At 52.9% G+C, this 15,607-nt stretch carries 14 protein-coding genes and 2 riboswitches; of the genes, 8 read left to right on the top strand and 6 right to left on the bottom strand.

The genetic code is table 11. The features are described from left to right. Window positions 1-22 precede the first annotated feature (22 nt). Genes carA through pyrE form a run of 6 tightly spaced genes read left to right on the top strand, consistent with a single transcriptional unit; the run spans window position 23 to window position 7,383 of the window. A complete protein-coding gene (carA, locus tag JDF658_RS04445; protein WP_079906597.1) occupies window positions 23-1,102 on the top strand; it encodes a glutamine-hydrolyzing carbamoyl-phosphate synthase small subunit in 1,080 nt (359 codons plus the stop codon). Window position 1,103: 1 nt separating this feature from the next. Then, window positions 1,104-4,352, top strand: coding sequence for a carbamoyl-phosphate synthase large subunit (gene carB / locus JDF658_RS04450; RefSeq protein WP_079906598.1), 3,249 nt, complete (start codon window positions 1,104-1,106; stop codon window positions 4,350-4,352). Window positions 4,353-4,370: 18 nt separating this feature from the next. Beyond that, window positions 4,371-5,150, top strand: a complete 780-nt coding sequence (locus tag JDF658_RS04455) for a dihydroorotate dehydrogenase electron transfer subunit (RefSeq protein ID WP_079906599.1) — start codon at window positions 4,371-4,373, stop codon at window positions 5,148-5,150. Beyond that, window positions 5,143-6,072, top strand: coding sequence for a dihydroorotate dehydrogenase (locus tag JDF658_RS04460; RefSeq protein ID WP_079906600.1), 930 nt, complete (start codon window positions 5,143-5,145; stop codon window positions 6,070-6,072). The genes JDF658_RS04455 and JDF658_RS04460 overlap by 8 nt, the downstream gene beginning before the upstream one ends. After that, on the top strand, window positions 6,072-6,800 hold the full coding sequence (gene pyrF, locus JDF658_RS04465) for an orotidine-5'-phosphate decarboxylase (RefSeq protein ID WP_079906601.1): 729 nt from the start codon (window positions 6,072-6,074) through the stop codon (window positions 6,798-6,800). The genes JDF658_RS04460 and pyrF overlap by 1 nt, the downstream gene beginning before the upstream one ends. A 1-nt stretch (window position 6,801) precedes the next feature. Beyond that, window positions 6,802-7,383, top strand: coding sequence for an orotate phosphoribosyltransferase (gene pyrE / locus JDF658_RS04470; protein WP_078664856.1), 582 nt, complete (start codon window positions 6,802-6,804; stop codon window positions 7,381-7,383). A 33-nt stretch (window positions 7,384-7,416) separates the two neighbouring features. Here pyrE and JDF658_RS04475 read toward each other — a convergent pair whose 3' ends face one another. The 5 genes from JDF658_RS04475 to JDF658_RS04495 form a co-directional block, all read right to left on the bottom strand. Beyond that, entirely contained in the window at window positions 7,417-8,259 is an 843-nt protein-coding gene (locus JDF658_RS04475) for a MetQ/NlpA family ABC transporter substrate-binding protein (RefSeq protein ID WP_079906602.1), read from the bottom strand. A gap of 13 nt (window positions 8,260-8,272) precedes the next feature. Beyond that, window positions 8,273-8,932, bottom strand: coding sequence for a methionine ABC transporter permease (locus JDF658_RS04480; protein WP_079906603.1), 660 nt, complete (start codon window positions 8,930-8,932; stop codon window positions 8,273-8,275). Continuing rightward, a complete protein-coding gene (locus JDF658_RS04485; protein ID WP_079906604.1) occupies window positions 8,922-9,950 on the bottom strand; it encodes a methionine ABC transporter ATP-binding protein in 1,029 nt (342 codons plus the stop codon). The genes JDF658_RS04480 and JDF658_RS04485 overlap by 11 nt, the downstream gene beginning before the upstream one ends. A gap of 63 nt (window positions 9,951-10,013) precedes the next feature. Next, window positions 10,014-10,120, bottom strand: a riboswitch (SAM riboswitch). 70 nt (window positions 10,121-10,190) lie between these two features. Further along, window positions 10,191-11,420: a glutamate 2,3-aminomutase gene (gene eam / locus JDF658_RS04490; protein ID WP_079906605.1), complete on the bottom strand. Its 1,230-nt coding sequence runs from the start codon at window positions 11,418-11,420 to the stop codon at window positions 10,191-10,193. A 108-nt stretch (window positions 11,421-11,528) separates the two neighbouring features. After that, window positions 11,529-11,660: riboswitch (cyclic di-AMP (ydaO/yuaA leader) on the bottom strand. A gap of 49 nt (window positions 11,661-11,709) precedes the next feature. Beyond that, a complete protein-coding gene (locus tag JDF658_RS04495) occupies window positions 11,710-12,513 on the bottom strand; it encodes a hypothetical protein (RefSeq protein ID WP_079906606.1) in 804 nt (267 codons plus the stop codon). A 116-nt stretch (window positions 12,514-12,629) separates the two neighbouring features. Here JDF658_RS04495 and JDF658_RS04500 point away from each other — a divergent pair, with 116 nt between their 5' ends. After that, complete coding sequence (locus tag JDF658_RS04500) at window positions 12,630-13,331, top strand: cytochrome c biogenesis CcdA family protein (protein ID WP_078664850.1); 702 nt, start codon at window positions 12,630-12,632, stop codon at window positions 13,329-13,331. A 13-nt stretch (window positions 13,332-13,344) separates the two neighbouring features. After that, entirely contained in the window at window positions 13,345-14,343 is a 999-nt protein-coding gene (locus tag JDF658_RS04505; protein ID WP_078664849.1) for a uroporphyrinogen decarboxylase family protein, read from the top strand. A gap of 186 nt (window positions 14,344-14,529) precedes the next feature. Here JDF658_RS04505 and JDF658_RS04510 read toward each other — a convergent pair whose 3' ends face one another. Further along, entirely contained in the window at window positions 14,530-15,579 is a 1,050-nt protein-coding gene (locus JDF658_RS04510) for a hypothetical protein (RefSeq protein WP_079906607.1), read from the bottom strand. Window positions 15,580-15,607 lie beyond the last annotated feature (28 nt).

Raw genomic sequence — 15,607 nt, forward strand, 5'->3', positions numbered from 1 at the left:
CAGCAAGGGAAGGAGCTGGAGCATGGACGGCTTTTTGATACTGGAAAATGGCGCGGTATTTCAGGGCAAAGCTTTTGGCGCACCGGGGGAGAAAACCGGGGAAGTGGTGTTCAACACTTCTATGACCGGTTACCAGGAGATTTTGACTGATGCCTCCTATTGTGGTGAAATTGTAGTTATGACCTATCCCCTGCAGGGTAATTATGGCATCAATGCCGAGGATTTTGAGCATAAACAGTCCTTTGTCCGGGGCTTTGTGGTCCACGACCTCTGTGATGAACCCAGTAACTGGCGCAGCCAGTCCAGTTTGCACCGCTTCCTGGCCGAACGGGGGATTGTAGCCCTGCAAGGTATCGATACCCGGGCCCTGACCCGGATGCTAAGGCAGAAAGGCACCATGCGGGGCTTGATTACCACCAGCAAGGCGCCACTGGAAGAATGGTTGCAGACAGTGCGACAGGCTCCTACCCTTTCCATGGAGGAGCCGGTACCTACAGTTACCTGTGCCGCGCCTTATCAGGTGGAAGGAGGCGCAGGACCGCATATCGTGGTTATTGACTGTGGAGCCAAAGGCAATATCATCCGCTCCTTGCGGGAAGTGGGGGATTGCCGCATTACAGTAGTGCCGGCCCGTACCGGTGCGGAAACCATCCTGGCCTATCAGCCGGACGGGGTGCTGATTTCCAATGGTCCCGGCGATCCGGAACGGGTACCTTATGTGATCAAAACCGTACAGGAATTGCTGGGGAAAGTCCCCCTCTTCGGCATCTGTCTGGGCCATCAGATTCTGGCCCTGGCCTGCGGGGCCAGAACCTACAAGCTGAAATTTGGCCATCGGGGTGCTAACCACCCGGTACAGGATCTGGAAACAGGTCGGGTTTACATCACGTCCCAGAATCATGGCTATGCCGTAGCAGAGGATTCCCTGGCTGGCTTACCTCTGCGGGTGACCATGAAAAACCTCAATGATGATACAGTGGAAGGGATCAGGCACCTGCGATATCCGGCCTTCAGTGTGCAATATCACCCGGAGGCTTCGCCAGGACCGCGGGATAACCTCTATCTTTTTGAACAGTTCTTGACTCTGGTGGGGAGGGGATAAGATGCCGAAACGGAAAGATATCAAGAAAATCATGGTGATTGGCTCCGGCCCCATCATCATCGGCCAGGCGGCGGAGTTTGACTATGCCGGCACCCAGGCCTGCCGGGCCTTGAAGGAAGAAGGCTATGAGGTGGTACTGATTAACTCCAACCCGGCCACCATTATGACAGATAGCAATATGGCCGACCGGGTCTATCTGGAGCCATTGACTCCAGAGTTTGTGGAGGCAGTATTGCGCAAGGAACGGCCCCAAGGACTGCTTCCTACCCTGGGAGGACAGGTGGGGCTGAATCTGGCCCGCAGTCTGGCCCAGTCCGGGGTGCTGGAGGAACTGGGCGTGGAATTGCTGGGAACGCCCCTGGCGGCCATTGAAAAAGCGGAAGACCGGGAATTATTCCGCAGTTTGATGGCTGAGCTGGGGGAACCGGTTCCGGCCAGTGAAATTGTGGAGCAATGGGAAGAGGCCCGGGCCTTTGCCGAAAAGATTGGTTTTCCCCTCATCATCCGGCCTGCTTACACTTTGGGCGGCACCGGTGGCGGGATTGCGCATAACTGGGAACAGCTGGAGGAAATTGTCCGCCGGGGCCTGAAGCTGAGTCCTATCGGCCAGGTGCTGGTGGAACAGAGTGTGGCAGGCTGGAAAGAAATAGAATATGAGGTGATGCGGGATAGTGCCGATAACTGTATCACCATCTGTAATATGGAGAATATCGACCCTGTGGGTATTCACACCGGGGACAGCATAGTGGTGGCTCCCTCTCAGACCCTCAGTGACAAGGAATACCAGATGCTGCGGTCTGCGTCCTTGAAAATCATCCGGGCCCTGGGTATTGAGGGAGGCTGTAATGTCCAGTTTGCTCTGGACCCCCATAGTTTCCGTTATGTGGTGATTGAGGTAAATCCCCGGGTCAGCCGTTCTTCCGCTCTGGCCTCCAAGGCTACCGGCTATCCCATCGCCAAGGTGGCAGCCAAAATTGCGGTAGGATTGACTCTGGCGGAAATTCCCAATGCGGTAACGGGTAAAACCAAAGCCGCCTTTGAACCCGCCCTGGATTATTGTGTGATCAAGATTCCCCGCTGGCCTTTTGATAAATTCACCACAGCAGACCGTCATCTGGGCACTCAGATGAAGGCTACCGGCGAGGTGATGGCCATAGACCGTACTTTTGAAGGGGCCCTGCAAAAAGCGGTGCGCTCTCTCGAAATCGGGCTGGATGGCCTCTATCACCCCCGGCTGGCGGCAGCAGCAGATGCCACTCTCTGGCATAAAGTAGAAAATCCCGATGATGAGCGGCTATTTGCTATAGCCGAGCTCATCCGCCGCGGGGTGGAAGTGGATGAGCTCCATCAGCGCAGCCAGATAGACCGCTGGTTCCTGCGCAAAATCCGCAATATTGTCAATTTCGAATTTGCTATCAGCGCCTGGCGGGGCAAGCCTCTGGATGACAGTCTGGCCCGGCTCTTGCAACAGGCTAAAGCCTGGGGGTTCAGCGATTTCCGGCTGGCCCGCTTACTGGGACTAAAGCCGGAGAAGATGCGGGATTTGCGCAAACTGCTGGAAGTAGCCCCTGTTTATAAAATGGTGGACACCTGTGCGGCGGAATTTGAGGCGGAAACTCCCTATTATTACTCCACTTATGACCAGGAAGATGAAGTAGAGAGCAGCCCGCGGCCGAAAGTGGCGGTGCTTGGCTCTGGCCCTATCCGTATCGGCCAGGGGATTGAGTTTGACTATTGTTCCGTACATGCCGTCTGGGCTTTGCAAAAAGCGGGATATGAGGCGGTGATTATCAATAACAACCCGGAAACGGTTTCAACCGATTTTGATACTGGAGACGCCCTCTACTTTGAACCCCTGACGGTAGAGGATGTCCTCAATGTGCTGGAAAAGGAAAAGCCCCTGGGCGTGCTGGTGCAGTTTGGCGGGCAGACAGCCATTAACCTGGCCGCTCCCCTGGCCCGGGCAGGGGTGAAAATCCTGGGAACGACGGTGGAAAACATTGACCGGGCCGAAGACCGGAAGAAGTTCGATCAGGTTCTGGAAGACCTGGACATTCCCCGGCCCCCGGGCCGCACAGTCTTCTCCGTTGATGCTGCCGTCAGGGCCGCTGAGGAAATCGGTTATCCGGTACTGGTGCGTCCCAGTTATGTCCTGGGGGGCAGGGCAATGGAAATAGTCTACAACCAGGAAGAGCTGCTGACCTATATGGAATGGGCAGTGGAAGTCAACCCGGAACACCCGGTGCTGGTGGATAAATATGTGGTGGGCAAGGAAGTAGAGGTGGATGCCATCAGTGACGGGGAAACGGTGGTAATCCCCGGCATTATGGAACATATCGAGCGGGCAGGGGTACACAGCGGTGACTCCATTGCCGTTTATCCTGCCCTGCATCTGGGACCGGAAGTCATTCGGCGCATTGAGGATTATACCATCCGCCTGGCCCGCCATCTGGAAGTGAAAGGTTTATTAAACATTCAGTTTGTCCTGGATGGAGAGACAGTGTATGTAATTGAGGTTAACCCCCGTTCCAGCCGGACGGTGCCCTATCTGAGCAAGGTAACGGATGTACCAATGGTGGAACTGGCTACCCGGGTAGCCCTGGGAGAAAAACTGGCCGACCTGGGCTACCGGACCGGACTGGTACCGGCCAGGGATTTTCATGCCGTCAAGGCCCCGGTTTTCTCCTTTGGTAAACTGACCCAGGTGGAAACATCCCTGGGACCGGAAATGAAGTCCACCGGGGAAGTGCTGGGGGTTGACCATGAATATACCATGGCCTTTTACAAAGCCCTGCGGGCAGCAGGCTGGCAGCTTCCCCGGGAAGGCACGGTCCTGCTCACAATTGCCGATAAGGACAAGGAAGAAGCCCTGGAGCTGGCCCGCTCATTCCTGGATCTGGGGTATAAATTGCTGGCTACGGGTGGTACCTGGCGATACTTACAACAAGCTGGATTGCCGGTAGAAAAGGTCAACAAAATCCGGGAAGGCAGCCCCCATATTCTGGACTACCTGCGGGAGGATAAAATCCAGCTGGTAATCAATACCATGACCAGAGGCAAGGTGCCCCAGCGGGATGGCTTCCAGATTCGCCGGGCAGCAGCCGAATATGGCGTCCCCTGTGCCACTTCTCTGGATACGGCCCGGGAGATGCTAAAAGTGCTGGCTGACCTTACCCGGGGCCAGAAATGGCAACTGGTCGCCCTGCAGGATTACCCGCGCCTGGGCCGAGGAGAAAGACAGTGGTATTAAGGAAAGGAGGTCAGTCCAGTGGCCGGGACCGGAGTATATAACGGGAAAATCCTGGAACACCGCCATCTCAATGATTATTACAGTCTTTTAACCATAGAAGTACCGGAAATCGCCATGTATGCCAAACCGGGACAATTTGTCATGGTAGCTTGCCGGGAGCAGGGGAGTCTGGATCCCCTGCTGCGCCGGCCCTTGAGCTTGCATAATATCCTCGCCGATGATGGGCAGATCCAGCTGCTCTACCAGCTGCGGGGCAAGGGGACAAGCTGGTTATGGCAGCGTAGACCCGGGGAAACTCTAAGCCTGCTGGGCCCGTTAGGCCGGGGCTTTCGTCTGCCTCCTGAGGTTAACAAGGCAGTGCTGGTGGGAGGAGGTATTGGCAATGCTCCATTGCTGCCCATTGCCCAGGTGCTGGCCCAGTTTGAGCTGGAAAGCCGCTTTTTCACCGGCGCCAGAAGCGAGGCCCATCTGGTAGGGGTGGAACCCATCGCTGCTCTGGGCATTCCGGTACATATTAGCACTGAAGATGGTTCCGTCGGTCGGCAGGGCCTGGTTACCGAGGAGTTGGCAGTTTATCTAGAACGGGAAAGGCCGGACTATCTCTATGCCTGTGGTCCTTTGCCCATGCTTAAAGCGGTAGTTAAACTAGCCCGGCAATATGGTCTGGCCGGACAGGTTTCCCTGGAAGAGACTATGGCCTGTGGCATTGGCATCTGCCTGGGCTGTGACTGTGGTGGCAAAAAGGTCTGCAAGGAAGGGCCGGTCTTTGCCATCGAGGAGGTGGTGCTGAATGACTGAGCCCAACCTCACTACCAGCCTGGGGGCTTTGCAGCTGGCCAATCCGGTACTGACAGCTTCCGGTACCTGCGGCTTCGGGCTGGAACTCACTCCTTTCGGAGATTTGAACCAGCTGGGGGGAGTAATCCTGAAAGGCACTACCCTTACTCCCAGAGCAGGCAATCCAACTCCCCGTCTGGCAGAAACACCGGCCGGGGTTCTCAACGCTATCGGACTGGAAAACCCGGGGGTAGAAGGATTGTGCCGGGATGTCCTGCCTCGGCTCACTGCTTTTCAATGCTCTTTTTTAGCCAATATTTCCGGCAATACAGTAGAGGAGTACGGGGAGCTGGCTGCCCGCCTGGAGGGAGAAGCGGTGATTGCGGCTATTGAAGTCAATGTCAGTTGTCCCAATGTCAAACAAGGGGGCATTATGTTCGGCACCCAGGCTGAAGCCCTGGCCGAGGTAACCAGAACGGTTAAAGCCCATACCACCAAACCGGTGATAATCAAACTTACCCCCAATGTAACGGACATCGTGGCTCTAGCCCGGGCTGCTGCTGAAGCAGGGGCTGATGCCCTTTCCCTGATCAATACCTTGCAGGGAATGGCCATTGATATCCGGCGCCGACGGCCGGTACTGGCCAATATTTTTGGGGGTCTGGCCGGACCGGCCATCAAGCCGGTGGCTTTGCGCTGCGTCTGGCAGGTTCATCAGGCTTTACCGGAAATGCCTCTGCTCGGTGGCGGAGGTATTATGAGCGGGGAGGATGCCATCGAATTTTTCCTGGCCGGTGCCAGTGCGGTCAGCATCGGTACTGCTACCCTGGTGGACCCCCGGGCTCCCTGGCGGATCCTGGCGGAAATCGAGGAGTTCTGCCGCCGGGAAGGGGTCAGGGATTTGGGTGAACTCATCGGGGCCGCCCACAGGAAGGAGGAATAATGGCCGTGGAAAAACTGATTCTGGCCCTGGATGTAGATACACTGGCGGAAGCCCAGCGCCTGGTCAGCCTCACTGCCGACTATGTAGGTATGTACAAAGTGGGGATGCAGCTTTATTATAGCTGTGGCCCTGAGTTGCTCAGCTGGTTTCGCCAGAATAACCTCAGAGTCTTTCTCGACCTGAAACTGCATGATATTCCCAATACTGTGGAACAGGCCAGCCGGGTTCTGACCAGCTATGGGGTGGAGATGTTCAATGTCCATGCCGCCGGGGGACCAATCATGCTGAAAGCAGCTCTGGCCGGGGCTCAGGCCGGTGCAGTAGCAGGCAAGCGGCCACTGTTGCTGGCGGTTACCGTCCTGACCAGTTTTAGCCAGAGCGAATGGGAAGCCACTCTGGGGCAAAAAGAGGAAATCGGCCAGCGCGTCCAGGCCTGGGCCCGCCTGGCCAGGCAATGCGGCCTGGATGGCGTGGTAGCTTCTTCCCGGGAACTGCCTTTAATACAGCAAGCCTGTGGCCCTGAGTTCGTTACTGTTATCCCCGGCATCCGTCCTCTTTGGGCGGCAGCAGGGGACCAGCAGCGCATCATGACCCCGGCCCAGGCTCTGCGGGCAGGGGCCCATTATCTGGTGGTAGGACGGCCGATTACCGGCAGTGCTGATCCTCGCGAGGCAGCACGCCGGGTGGCAGAGGAAATGGCTGAGGCTCTAGCAGAGGGAGGTAGATGAGATGTTAAGTCAGGCTGATGTGATTGCCATTTTCGAGAAATGTGGTGCTTTACTGCAGGGACATTTTTTGCTGACCTCAGGAAAACACAGTGACCGCTACCTGCAATGCGCCCAGGTTTTACAATACCCTGAATATACCCGCATGATCTGTGCCAGTCTGGTGGAACAACTGGGGGAAGAACCGGAAATAGATGTGGTAGTAGGACCGGCTATGGGTGGAGTGATCGTAGCTTATGAAATCGGACGGCAGCTGGGCAAACGGGCTCTGTTCACGGAACGGGAAGAGGGGAAAATGCGGTTGCGCCGCAATTTCAGCATCAGGCCGGGAGAACGGGTGCTGGTGGTAGAAGATGTTATCACCACCGGCGGTTCTGTTCAAGAGGTTATTGATGTGGTCAAAGCGGCAGGAGGAGAAGTGGTAGGGGTAGCCGTTCTGGTGGACCGCAGTAACGGCAGGGCTGATTTTGGCGTACCCCTCTACAAGGCACTAACTGTGGCAGCAGTGGCCTGGGAACCGGAAGTCTGTCCCCTTTGCCAGGCCGGGGAACCGGCAGTCAAACCGGGTTCGCGGGGTTTAAAATGAGAGAGAGGTCCCGGATTTGGGACCTCTTTTCCTTTACAGGGGCAGAACTGCTCCCTGATACTTCTCTTCAATGAATTTCTTGATTTCCGGGCTGAGCAGGACTTCACCCAGAGCCTTGATAGCTTCCTTGTTCTCGTCCCCTTTACGAACAGCGATAATATTGCCAAAGGTTTGGGCAGCCTCACTGTTTTTGTCTTCAGAAACCAGGGCATCCTTACCGGCGTTCAAACCGGCCTCGACAGCATAGTTACCATTGATGACTGCCAGATCCACATCAGGCAGGGAACGGGGAATCTGGGCGGCATCCAGTTCCTGGATTTCCAGCTGTTTGGGGTTTTCGATAATGTCCTGTTTGGTGGCCTTTAAGCCTACTCCGGGCTTGACTTTGATCAGACCGGCCTTTTCCAGCAGGAGCAGAGCCCGGGCTTCATTGGTGGGGTCATTGGGCACTGCGATTTTGGCCTTTTCCGGCAGTTGAGCCAGGTCTTTGACTTTACCGGGGTAGATACCCATCGGCTCGAAGTGAACTTTGACGGTATAAGTCAGATCCAGCTTGTTTTCCTTACTGAAGTCCTCCAGATAGGGGACGTGCTGGAAGTAATTGGCATCCAATTCACCATTAGCCAGGGCTTTGTTAGGCAAGATGTAGTCAGTAAACTCCACAATTTCCAGCTTGATGCCTTTTTTCTCCAGCAGCGGCTTGGCTGCTTCCAGAATTTCCTTGTGGGGAACGGGGGTGGCACCTACTTTAAGTACTACTGTTTCTTTGGCAGCGGGTTGTTCAGCTGCCTTTTCCTGCTGGCTGCCACAGCCGCTGATTAATCCTGCCAGCAGGGCCAGACCGGTGATGAGAGTCAGAGCTTTGCGTTTGAACATTTTTGTTACCTCCTTATTTATGTTTTTTATTGTATAGCTTGGCAAGATAGTTGCCAAAACTTTGAATGACTTGGACCAGAATAACCAGCACCGCGATGGTGGCCAGCATGATCTCGGTCTTATAGCGATAATATCCGTATTTGACCGCCAGGTCTCCCAGACCGCCGCCGCCGACAAAACCAGCCATGGCTGAATAACCGATGAGGGTAATGGCTGTAATGGTGGCACCCAGAATCAGTGAAGGGATGGATTCTGGCAACAGGACTTTAAAAATTATCTGGAGCGGGGTTGCTCCCATGGCTAAAGCTGCTTCCACCAGGCCGCGGTCCACTTCTTTGAGAGATGTTTCGACCATCCGGCCGACAAAAGGAACAGCACCAATGACCAGGGGCACTGTGGCAGCAGTAGTGCCAATAGATGTTCCCACCAGTAACCGGGTCAGAGGGATAACTGCCACCAGCAGGATAATAAAAGGGATGGAGCGGGTGGCATTGACGATAGCTCCCAGAGTCCGGTTGAGGAGAGGGCTTTCCCAGATGTGTCCTTTTTCAGTTGTTACCAGGATTACTCCCAAGGGCAAACCAAAGATATAGGATAGTACCAGAGCGATGCCGGTCATATACAGGGTTTCCCCCAGGCCTACCCAGAGCAGTTGCAATTCATTAGAACTCATATTCCAGCACCTCCACCTTTAGCCCGGTTGTGTGTAAGTAGCTAAGGGCCTTTTCCACTTCTAGGGAGTCACCGCTGATGTCCAGAGTCAGGATGCCCAGGGGTTGTCCCTTGATATAGTCGATATTGCCGGCCATGATATTTACTGTTACAGCGAATTTTTGCCCCAGGGTGGCCACTATCGGTTCAGCGGCATTGACGCCGGTAAAGACAAGCCGAACCAGGCGGTGAAAACCGGGCCGGTGGACAATCTGCCGGTAGAAGTCTGATGGCAGGTCCAGCTGATACAGGCTTTCGATAAAGGCTCTGGTGGTCTCCCGGGTGGGGTGGGCAAACACATCCAGTACCGGGCCGGATTCGATAATTTCTCCAGCTTCCATGACATAGACGGTATCACAGATTTCTTTGATCACATCCATTTCATGGGTGATAAGTAAAATGGTCAGTCCCAGCCGCTGATTGATATCCAGCAATAATTGCAGGATAGACCGGGTGGTGGCAGGGTCTAAGGCTGAGGTTGCCTCATCGCATAACAGGACACTGGGATTGCTGGCCAGAGCCCTGGCGATGCCAACCCGCTGTTTTTGGCCTCCACTGAGCTGGGCCGGATAGTTGTCGGCCCGATCGGTCAAGCCAACCAGCTCCAGCAATTCATCGACGCGCTTTTTGATTTCCGCCCGGGGTACACCGGCGATTTCCAGGGGGAAGGCGATATTTTCCCGCACGGTACGAGAAGAAAGTAAGTTAAAATGCTGAAAAATCATGCCCATTTTGCGCCGGGCCTGGCGCAGCTGTTCACCCCGCAAGCTGGTAATCTCCTGTCCATCGACGACAATGGTACCTGAAGTCGGAGTTTCCAGCAGGTTGACACAGCGGATGAGTGTACTTTTTCCGGCACCGCTGTAACCGATGATGCCGGCGATTTCCCCTTTGGATACAGACAGGTTAATATTTTTCAGGGCTTGTACCGGTCCATTGGGGCCTTGAAAAACTTTACTTAGTTCAGTAATTCTGATCATTGCTACCTCTCCTGTGCTAAAAATTAAAGGCACCCGAGAGGTGCCTTTTTATACAGGTTACCTCTCTTATCTCTCAGGCAGTTTGCCTGCAGGAATTGGCACATTTCCGTCTCATAGACGGCTGTTGCCGGGTTTCATCGGGCCAGTCCCTCCACCTCTCTGGATAAGAGTCTTATCCCTATGCGTTTATCGTAAGCCAACGATAAATAAATTATCAGGTATTACAGGAAGTGTCAAGAGTTAAAACTCAATTTTTATTAATTTATTTTCCCAGGTACGTAAAATGGCATGATCTTTGGCTATTACTTTAGCGTAGTCAGGACTAACAGGGATTTTACCAAGACCACCTGGTGCGTTTACGATATACTGGGGAACTGCCAGGCCAGAAGTTTGGCCTCGCAATTGGTCAATAATTTTTATTCCTGTGGTAATGGGGACACTGAAGTGAGCTGTACCCAGTACTTTTTTGGGATGGAAGATATAATAGGGACGGATTCGAACCTTGAGTAACTCCTGGTTCAGCTTTTTCATGACATGAGGATTATCATTAATACCCCTTAATAACACGGCCTGGTTGCCCAGCACCACTCCGGCCTTAATCAGGCGGTCAATGGCCTGTTTAGCTTCAGGGGTGACCTCTCGGGGATGGTTGAACTGGGTATTTATATATATAGGCGGATGCTTTTCTAATATAGCGGCCAGCTCTGGAGTAATGCGCTGGGGCAGGGTTACCGGTGCCCTGGTGCCGATGCGCTTGATTTCCACATGGGGAATCCGATCCAGCTCGGTTAATAACCAGTCCAGACGGGAATCGGAAAGCAACAGGGCATCACCGCCGGTAATCAGCACATCCCGGATTTCCGGGTTTTTCCGAATGTAATCCAGGGCCTGTTCCAGCTGATCCAGGGCCAGATGGCGATCGATTGTACCGATATTGCGTCTTCGCTGGCAATGCCGGCAGTACATGGCACACTGGTTGGTAACATTGATAATTAATCGATCAGGATAACGCCTGGTAATGCCGGGAGCAGGGGAAGAGTATTCTTCACCCATGGGATCAAGTTCTCCTTTTTCATCCTGCAGTTCCTGGATTTGAGGGATGGCTTGCAGACGCACCGGATCATCGGGGTTGTTCCAGTCCATTACAGCCAGGTAATATGGTGAAATGGCCCAGCGAAACCTTTTTCCAATGGTGTTTAAATCAGCTATCTTTTTTTCGGATAAAGGAATAAATTGCGCCAGTTGCTCCGCTGTAGTAATACGGTTACTGATTTGCCATTTCCAGTCCTGCCAGTTATGTTCTGAAGCTTGAAATGCTGTCAGGATACGTTCCTTTTGCTGAAGGAATTGTTCAAAAGTAGTGAACCCGGTTGGAATATGGTCTTTTATTTTCAGATAATCCTGGATGGTATCCTTTAGCTCACTGGCTCTGGACAGGGAAATGGACAACCTGGTATCCAGCTGTAACATAATTATCCCTCCTCTTCTAAAAATGTAAAATAAAAAACCCCGTAATTAACGGGGTTTTTGGCGCAGACAAAAGCTATCTAAACCACCTGTCAGTACTGACGGTGGCTGAAAACCTCTATCAACGCTTACGAAGTTAGCTGACGGATTCGGGCCGATAGCTAGCCCTACGCCAAAAGGCGATTCACCCCGAAAAAGTGGTTCCCCCGCTCTTCCATCAGGAAGATTCAGCGTTATCCTATTCAATTTTTTAATATTAATATATCTTAAACAAAGTGAATTGTCAATGTAATTAGTTGGCGACAGACAAGTCTGTCCGCTGAGCGATAGTCATGGCTACAGGTTGATTGATTATAATAGCACCTGCAGCTACTAGATCTTTTAGCGCTTGCTGGGTTGCCAGAGTCAACTCGCGCGGATGGTTAATCCGGGTAAAGATATTGATTGGGCCTGACTGGTTCAGGACCTGGCAGAGTCCAGCAGTAATGCGCTGGGGTAAGACTGCCGGGGTTCTAGTAACGATGCCGACAGAGCGGATATGGCTTATTTTCCTGATTTCCCTTAACAACCATTCCAGGCGGCGATCAGAAAGCAAGAGGGCATCACCGCCAACCAGGACTATTTCCCGGATTTTCTTCTGCTGAGCCAGAGCATTAAGGGTAGATTGTAACAAATCTAGAGCCAGATGCCGTTCAATCAAGCCCTGCTGACAGGTCAGGGTACAATAGCTGCAATAGATGGCACACTGATTGGTTACTGTCAGCAGATACCTGGTCTCCTTTTTATCCAGCCCGACAGGACAGCCAGCCACGGTTTTGTCCCGCCAGGGCAGAACTTGCAATTTGAGTGGGTCATCAGGCTGTTCCCAGTCAATGGCTGCCAGGTAATGAGGGGTGATGGCCCAGCGTCTATGGGCTGAAGCATTTCTAAGCAGAGAAATTTCCTTTTCAGTTAAAGGGAGAAAATGAGCCAGGTCAAGAGGACTGGAGATGCGGTTAGCCAGATGCCAGCGCCAATCCTGCCACTCAGCCTCGCTGGCCTGCAGGTGCTTAAGGATAATGGATTTTTGCTGCTGGTACTTCTGGTTTCGTTCCATCTTCACTCCTCCTTTCCAATCATTCTATATACATCAGGAATGGTCAAAAAGTCAATGCCTTTTTGCAATTTTTCTGGTATAATTAGATAGAAAACTTGAGCGAAGGGGTGTTAATCTTGACCAATGTATCGGGTTGGCTGGCTTTTGCCGCTGGTGTAGTTTCCTTTGCTTCACCCTGTGTATTACCTTTGATTCCCGCCTATGTAGCTTATCTGGCTGGCAGTACCCAAAATGCCACTCTTGCCGAGGGGAAACGGCTCAGACTTTTAACCAGGGCGCTTTTGTTTATTCTAGGTTTTTCATTGCTTTTCATTTTGCTGGGAGCATCTGCCAGTGCAGTGGGCAAACTACTGTTGCAATATAAAGACATATTACGCCGAATAAGCGGGGCATTGATTATCATTTTTGGCCTGTTTATGACAGGGCTGCTGCCACTGGAGATGTTCTACCGGGAAGTGCGCTGGCAGGCCACTCCCCGGGCTGGTGGATTAGGGGCTTTTTTGCTGGGCCTGGCCTTTGCGGCCGGCTGGACTCCCTGTGTGGGGCCTATCCTTTCGTCTATCTTGCTTTATGCCAGTACGGAGGCTACTGTCAATAAAGGCATTTATTTACTTTCCCTTTATTCTCTGGGACTGGGTTTACCTTTTCTGGTTACTGCCCTGGCTGTTGACAAATTTCAGTCGGCATTAAACAGGATGGCCAGGTTTTTGCCCGTGGTTTCCCTGGTGGCCGGGGTGATTATGATCATCCTGGGGATCCTGATTTTTACCAATAAACTGGGGCTGATTGCCGGATATTTTTCCTGGTTGGCCATCTAGACGGGGTGAGAGGATGGAAAAGAGGGAAATAGTTTTCCAGGTGTTACAAGGACTCAAACCAGAAGTAACTCCCTGGGGAGAACTGCTGGCTCCTGCTGACCTAACCGGTTCCACCTGGGAAGAGAAAAGTCAGTTCTGGCAACAGTACGGCGCTTTCCTGGTCGTGGAAGGGCCGGAGCGGCCAGCGCCTCAGGATACCGGGCTGGAAATCGAAGGCAGAAGAATCTGGCTGGATGAATGGGGACGTTTTTTCTTCTGGTGGGAAGATTGCCCCCTTTATGTGGAACCGGCGGTGGATTTTTTGCGCTGGGAAACTACCATTAACTGGCCGGAAGCGACTGCATACGATTACGGTTATTTCAGGCGCTGGCGGCAGGAGAGTGACCTGTTTGTCTTCGCCCTGCTGGATGGCCCATATCAGCTGGCCAGTACGCTGGTGGAGTATACCGCTTTCCTCAATGCCTGTGAAAACAATACGGAGAAGATGGGGCAGTTCTGGCAGGCCCTGGGGGAATACCAGCTGGAACTGGCCCGGCTGGCCATTCAGGCCGGGGCCCAGGGGATAATAATCGCCGATGATTTTGCCAATCAACTGGGCCCGGTAGTACCAGGCCATATTCTGGCGGTAGCTCTGTTTCCTGTTTATGATTTCCTGGCCCGGGAGTTAGAAAAGGATGGTATACCGGTATTATTGCATTGTGATGGGGACTTGCGTTCCATCTTGCCAGCCCTGACCCGTACCCGCTTACGGGGCATACAGGGACTGGAGTGGGCCTGTGGCCAGGATCTGGGCGATGCGGAACTGGTCAAGTTGCTAGGGAACCTGCTGGTGATGGGTAATCTGGATCCAGGCTGGCTGGAAGGGAATATCAGCCCGAAGGAATTTGAACAAAGGCTGGCGAAGGTCTGTGCTGCTGGTCGCACATTGCCGGGTGGGCATATTCTCGCCACCAGCAGCGGGTTAACCCGTAGAACCAGGAAGGAGTATCTGGATTTATTAAGCAAGAGATAAAAAAGGGGCAGGGCCAATTTCCGATCACCCTGCCTTTAAAAACATTACAAGAAAATATATGAGTTATGGGAGGTAAGAAGGGAGAAATAGCGTTGCGGAGGCAAGTGATAGTGAAGGTGTTCACTTAACCTCGACACAGTAATGATAACACTTATTTGCTCTTTTGGCAAGAGGTTGGCAAAAAATTTAATTTTTCAGAAAATGATAGGATAGGGCCAGCAGAAAAGCAAGTCCTGCATACCCTAGCAGGGGATAGAGGGTTTCTACCAGTAAGCTGAAAGGATAGTGGGAAAAGAGAATGGCTGCGGCCAGCAGGATGAAAGACCAGAAGAGGGGAGGTTTACCCCATTTATCCTGTAAACGGACAGCCAGACCAAAGAGATTGGCAATCATGGTAGTGAAGATTTCGGTCCACAGCACCAGGATAACAATCAGGCGGATAAAAAATGGGTGTGGCTTGACAATATACAGGATAGGGATTTCGAAGTCCAGGATCTGGGGAAAATGAACCAGCACCACCAGGGCAATCAAAACAGTAAGCAAGCCTATCCCGAGCGCACCCAGCCAGGCTCCCAGATAAAGGGGGCTGCTTTTTTGACTTTGGCCACCCAAAGGGGCTAAAATAGTGGCAGATAAAATCAGATTATAGGAGAGGTATAAAAGGGAAGCCAGCAGCCAGTGGGGCGCTACTCCTGGGCTGGCGGGAGGTTGGGCCATTACTTCCCAGCTCAGGCCGTGATAAAAGAGGGAATAAAGGCTGATCCCCAGAACCATAAGGATCAAGAGGGGCACCAGCCAGGCATTGGCGGCCAGGATGCCGCGAACACCAAAAAAGAGAACCAGCAAGGCGAGCAAGGCAGCCAGAAGAATTCCCCACCAACGGGACAGGCCCAGATGTTCTTCAAAGACAGCTCCGGAAGCTGCAAGCATGATTAGCAGGGTGGAAAAAAGAAAGGCATTGAGCAGCCAGTCGAGAAAACTACCCAGCAGGGGGCCAAACAGCAGACGAAAGAGAGCAGCGTGGCTGCTGGCATTAATTTGCCAGGCAAAGCGCATGACCAGCATACCAAAAAAGCCAAAGCCGAAAGTGGCCAGTAAAATGCCCCAGAGGCCCTGGGTGCCGTAGGAAGAAAAAAACTGCAGGGTTTCCTGACCGGAGGCAAATCCTGCACCTACCATGGTACCAATATAGGTGGCGGCAATTTGCCAGGCAGAAAAATTTTCTTTTTTAACCATGCACTTACCTCCTGCTTCAGTGTACAAT

The organism is Carboxydocella sp. JDF658, from assembly GCF_002049395.1.
In the GTDB taxonomy this organism is placed as follows: Bacteria; Bacillota.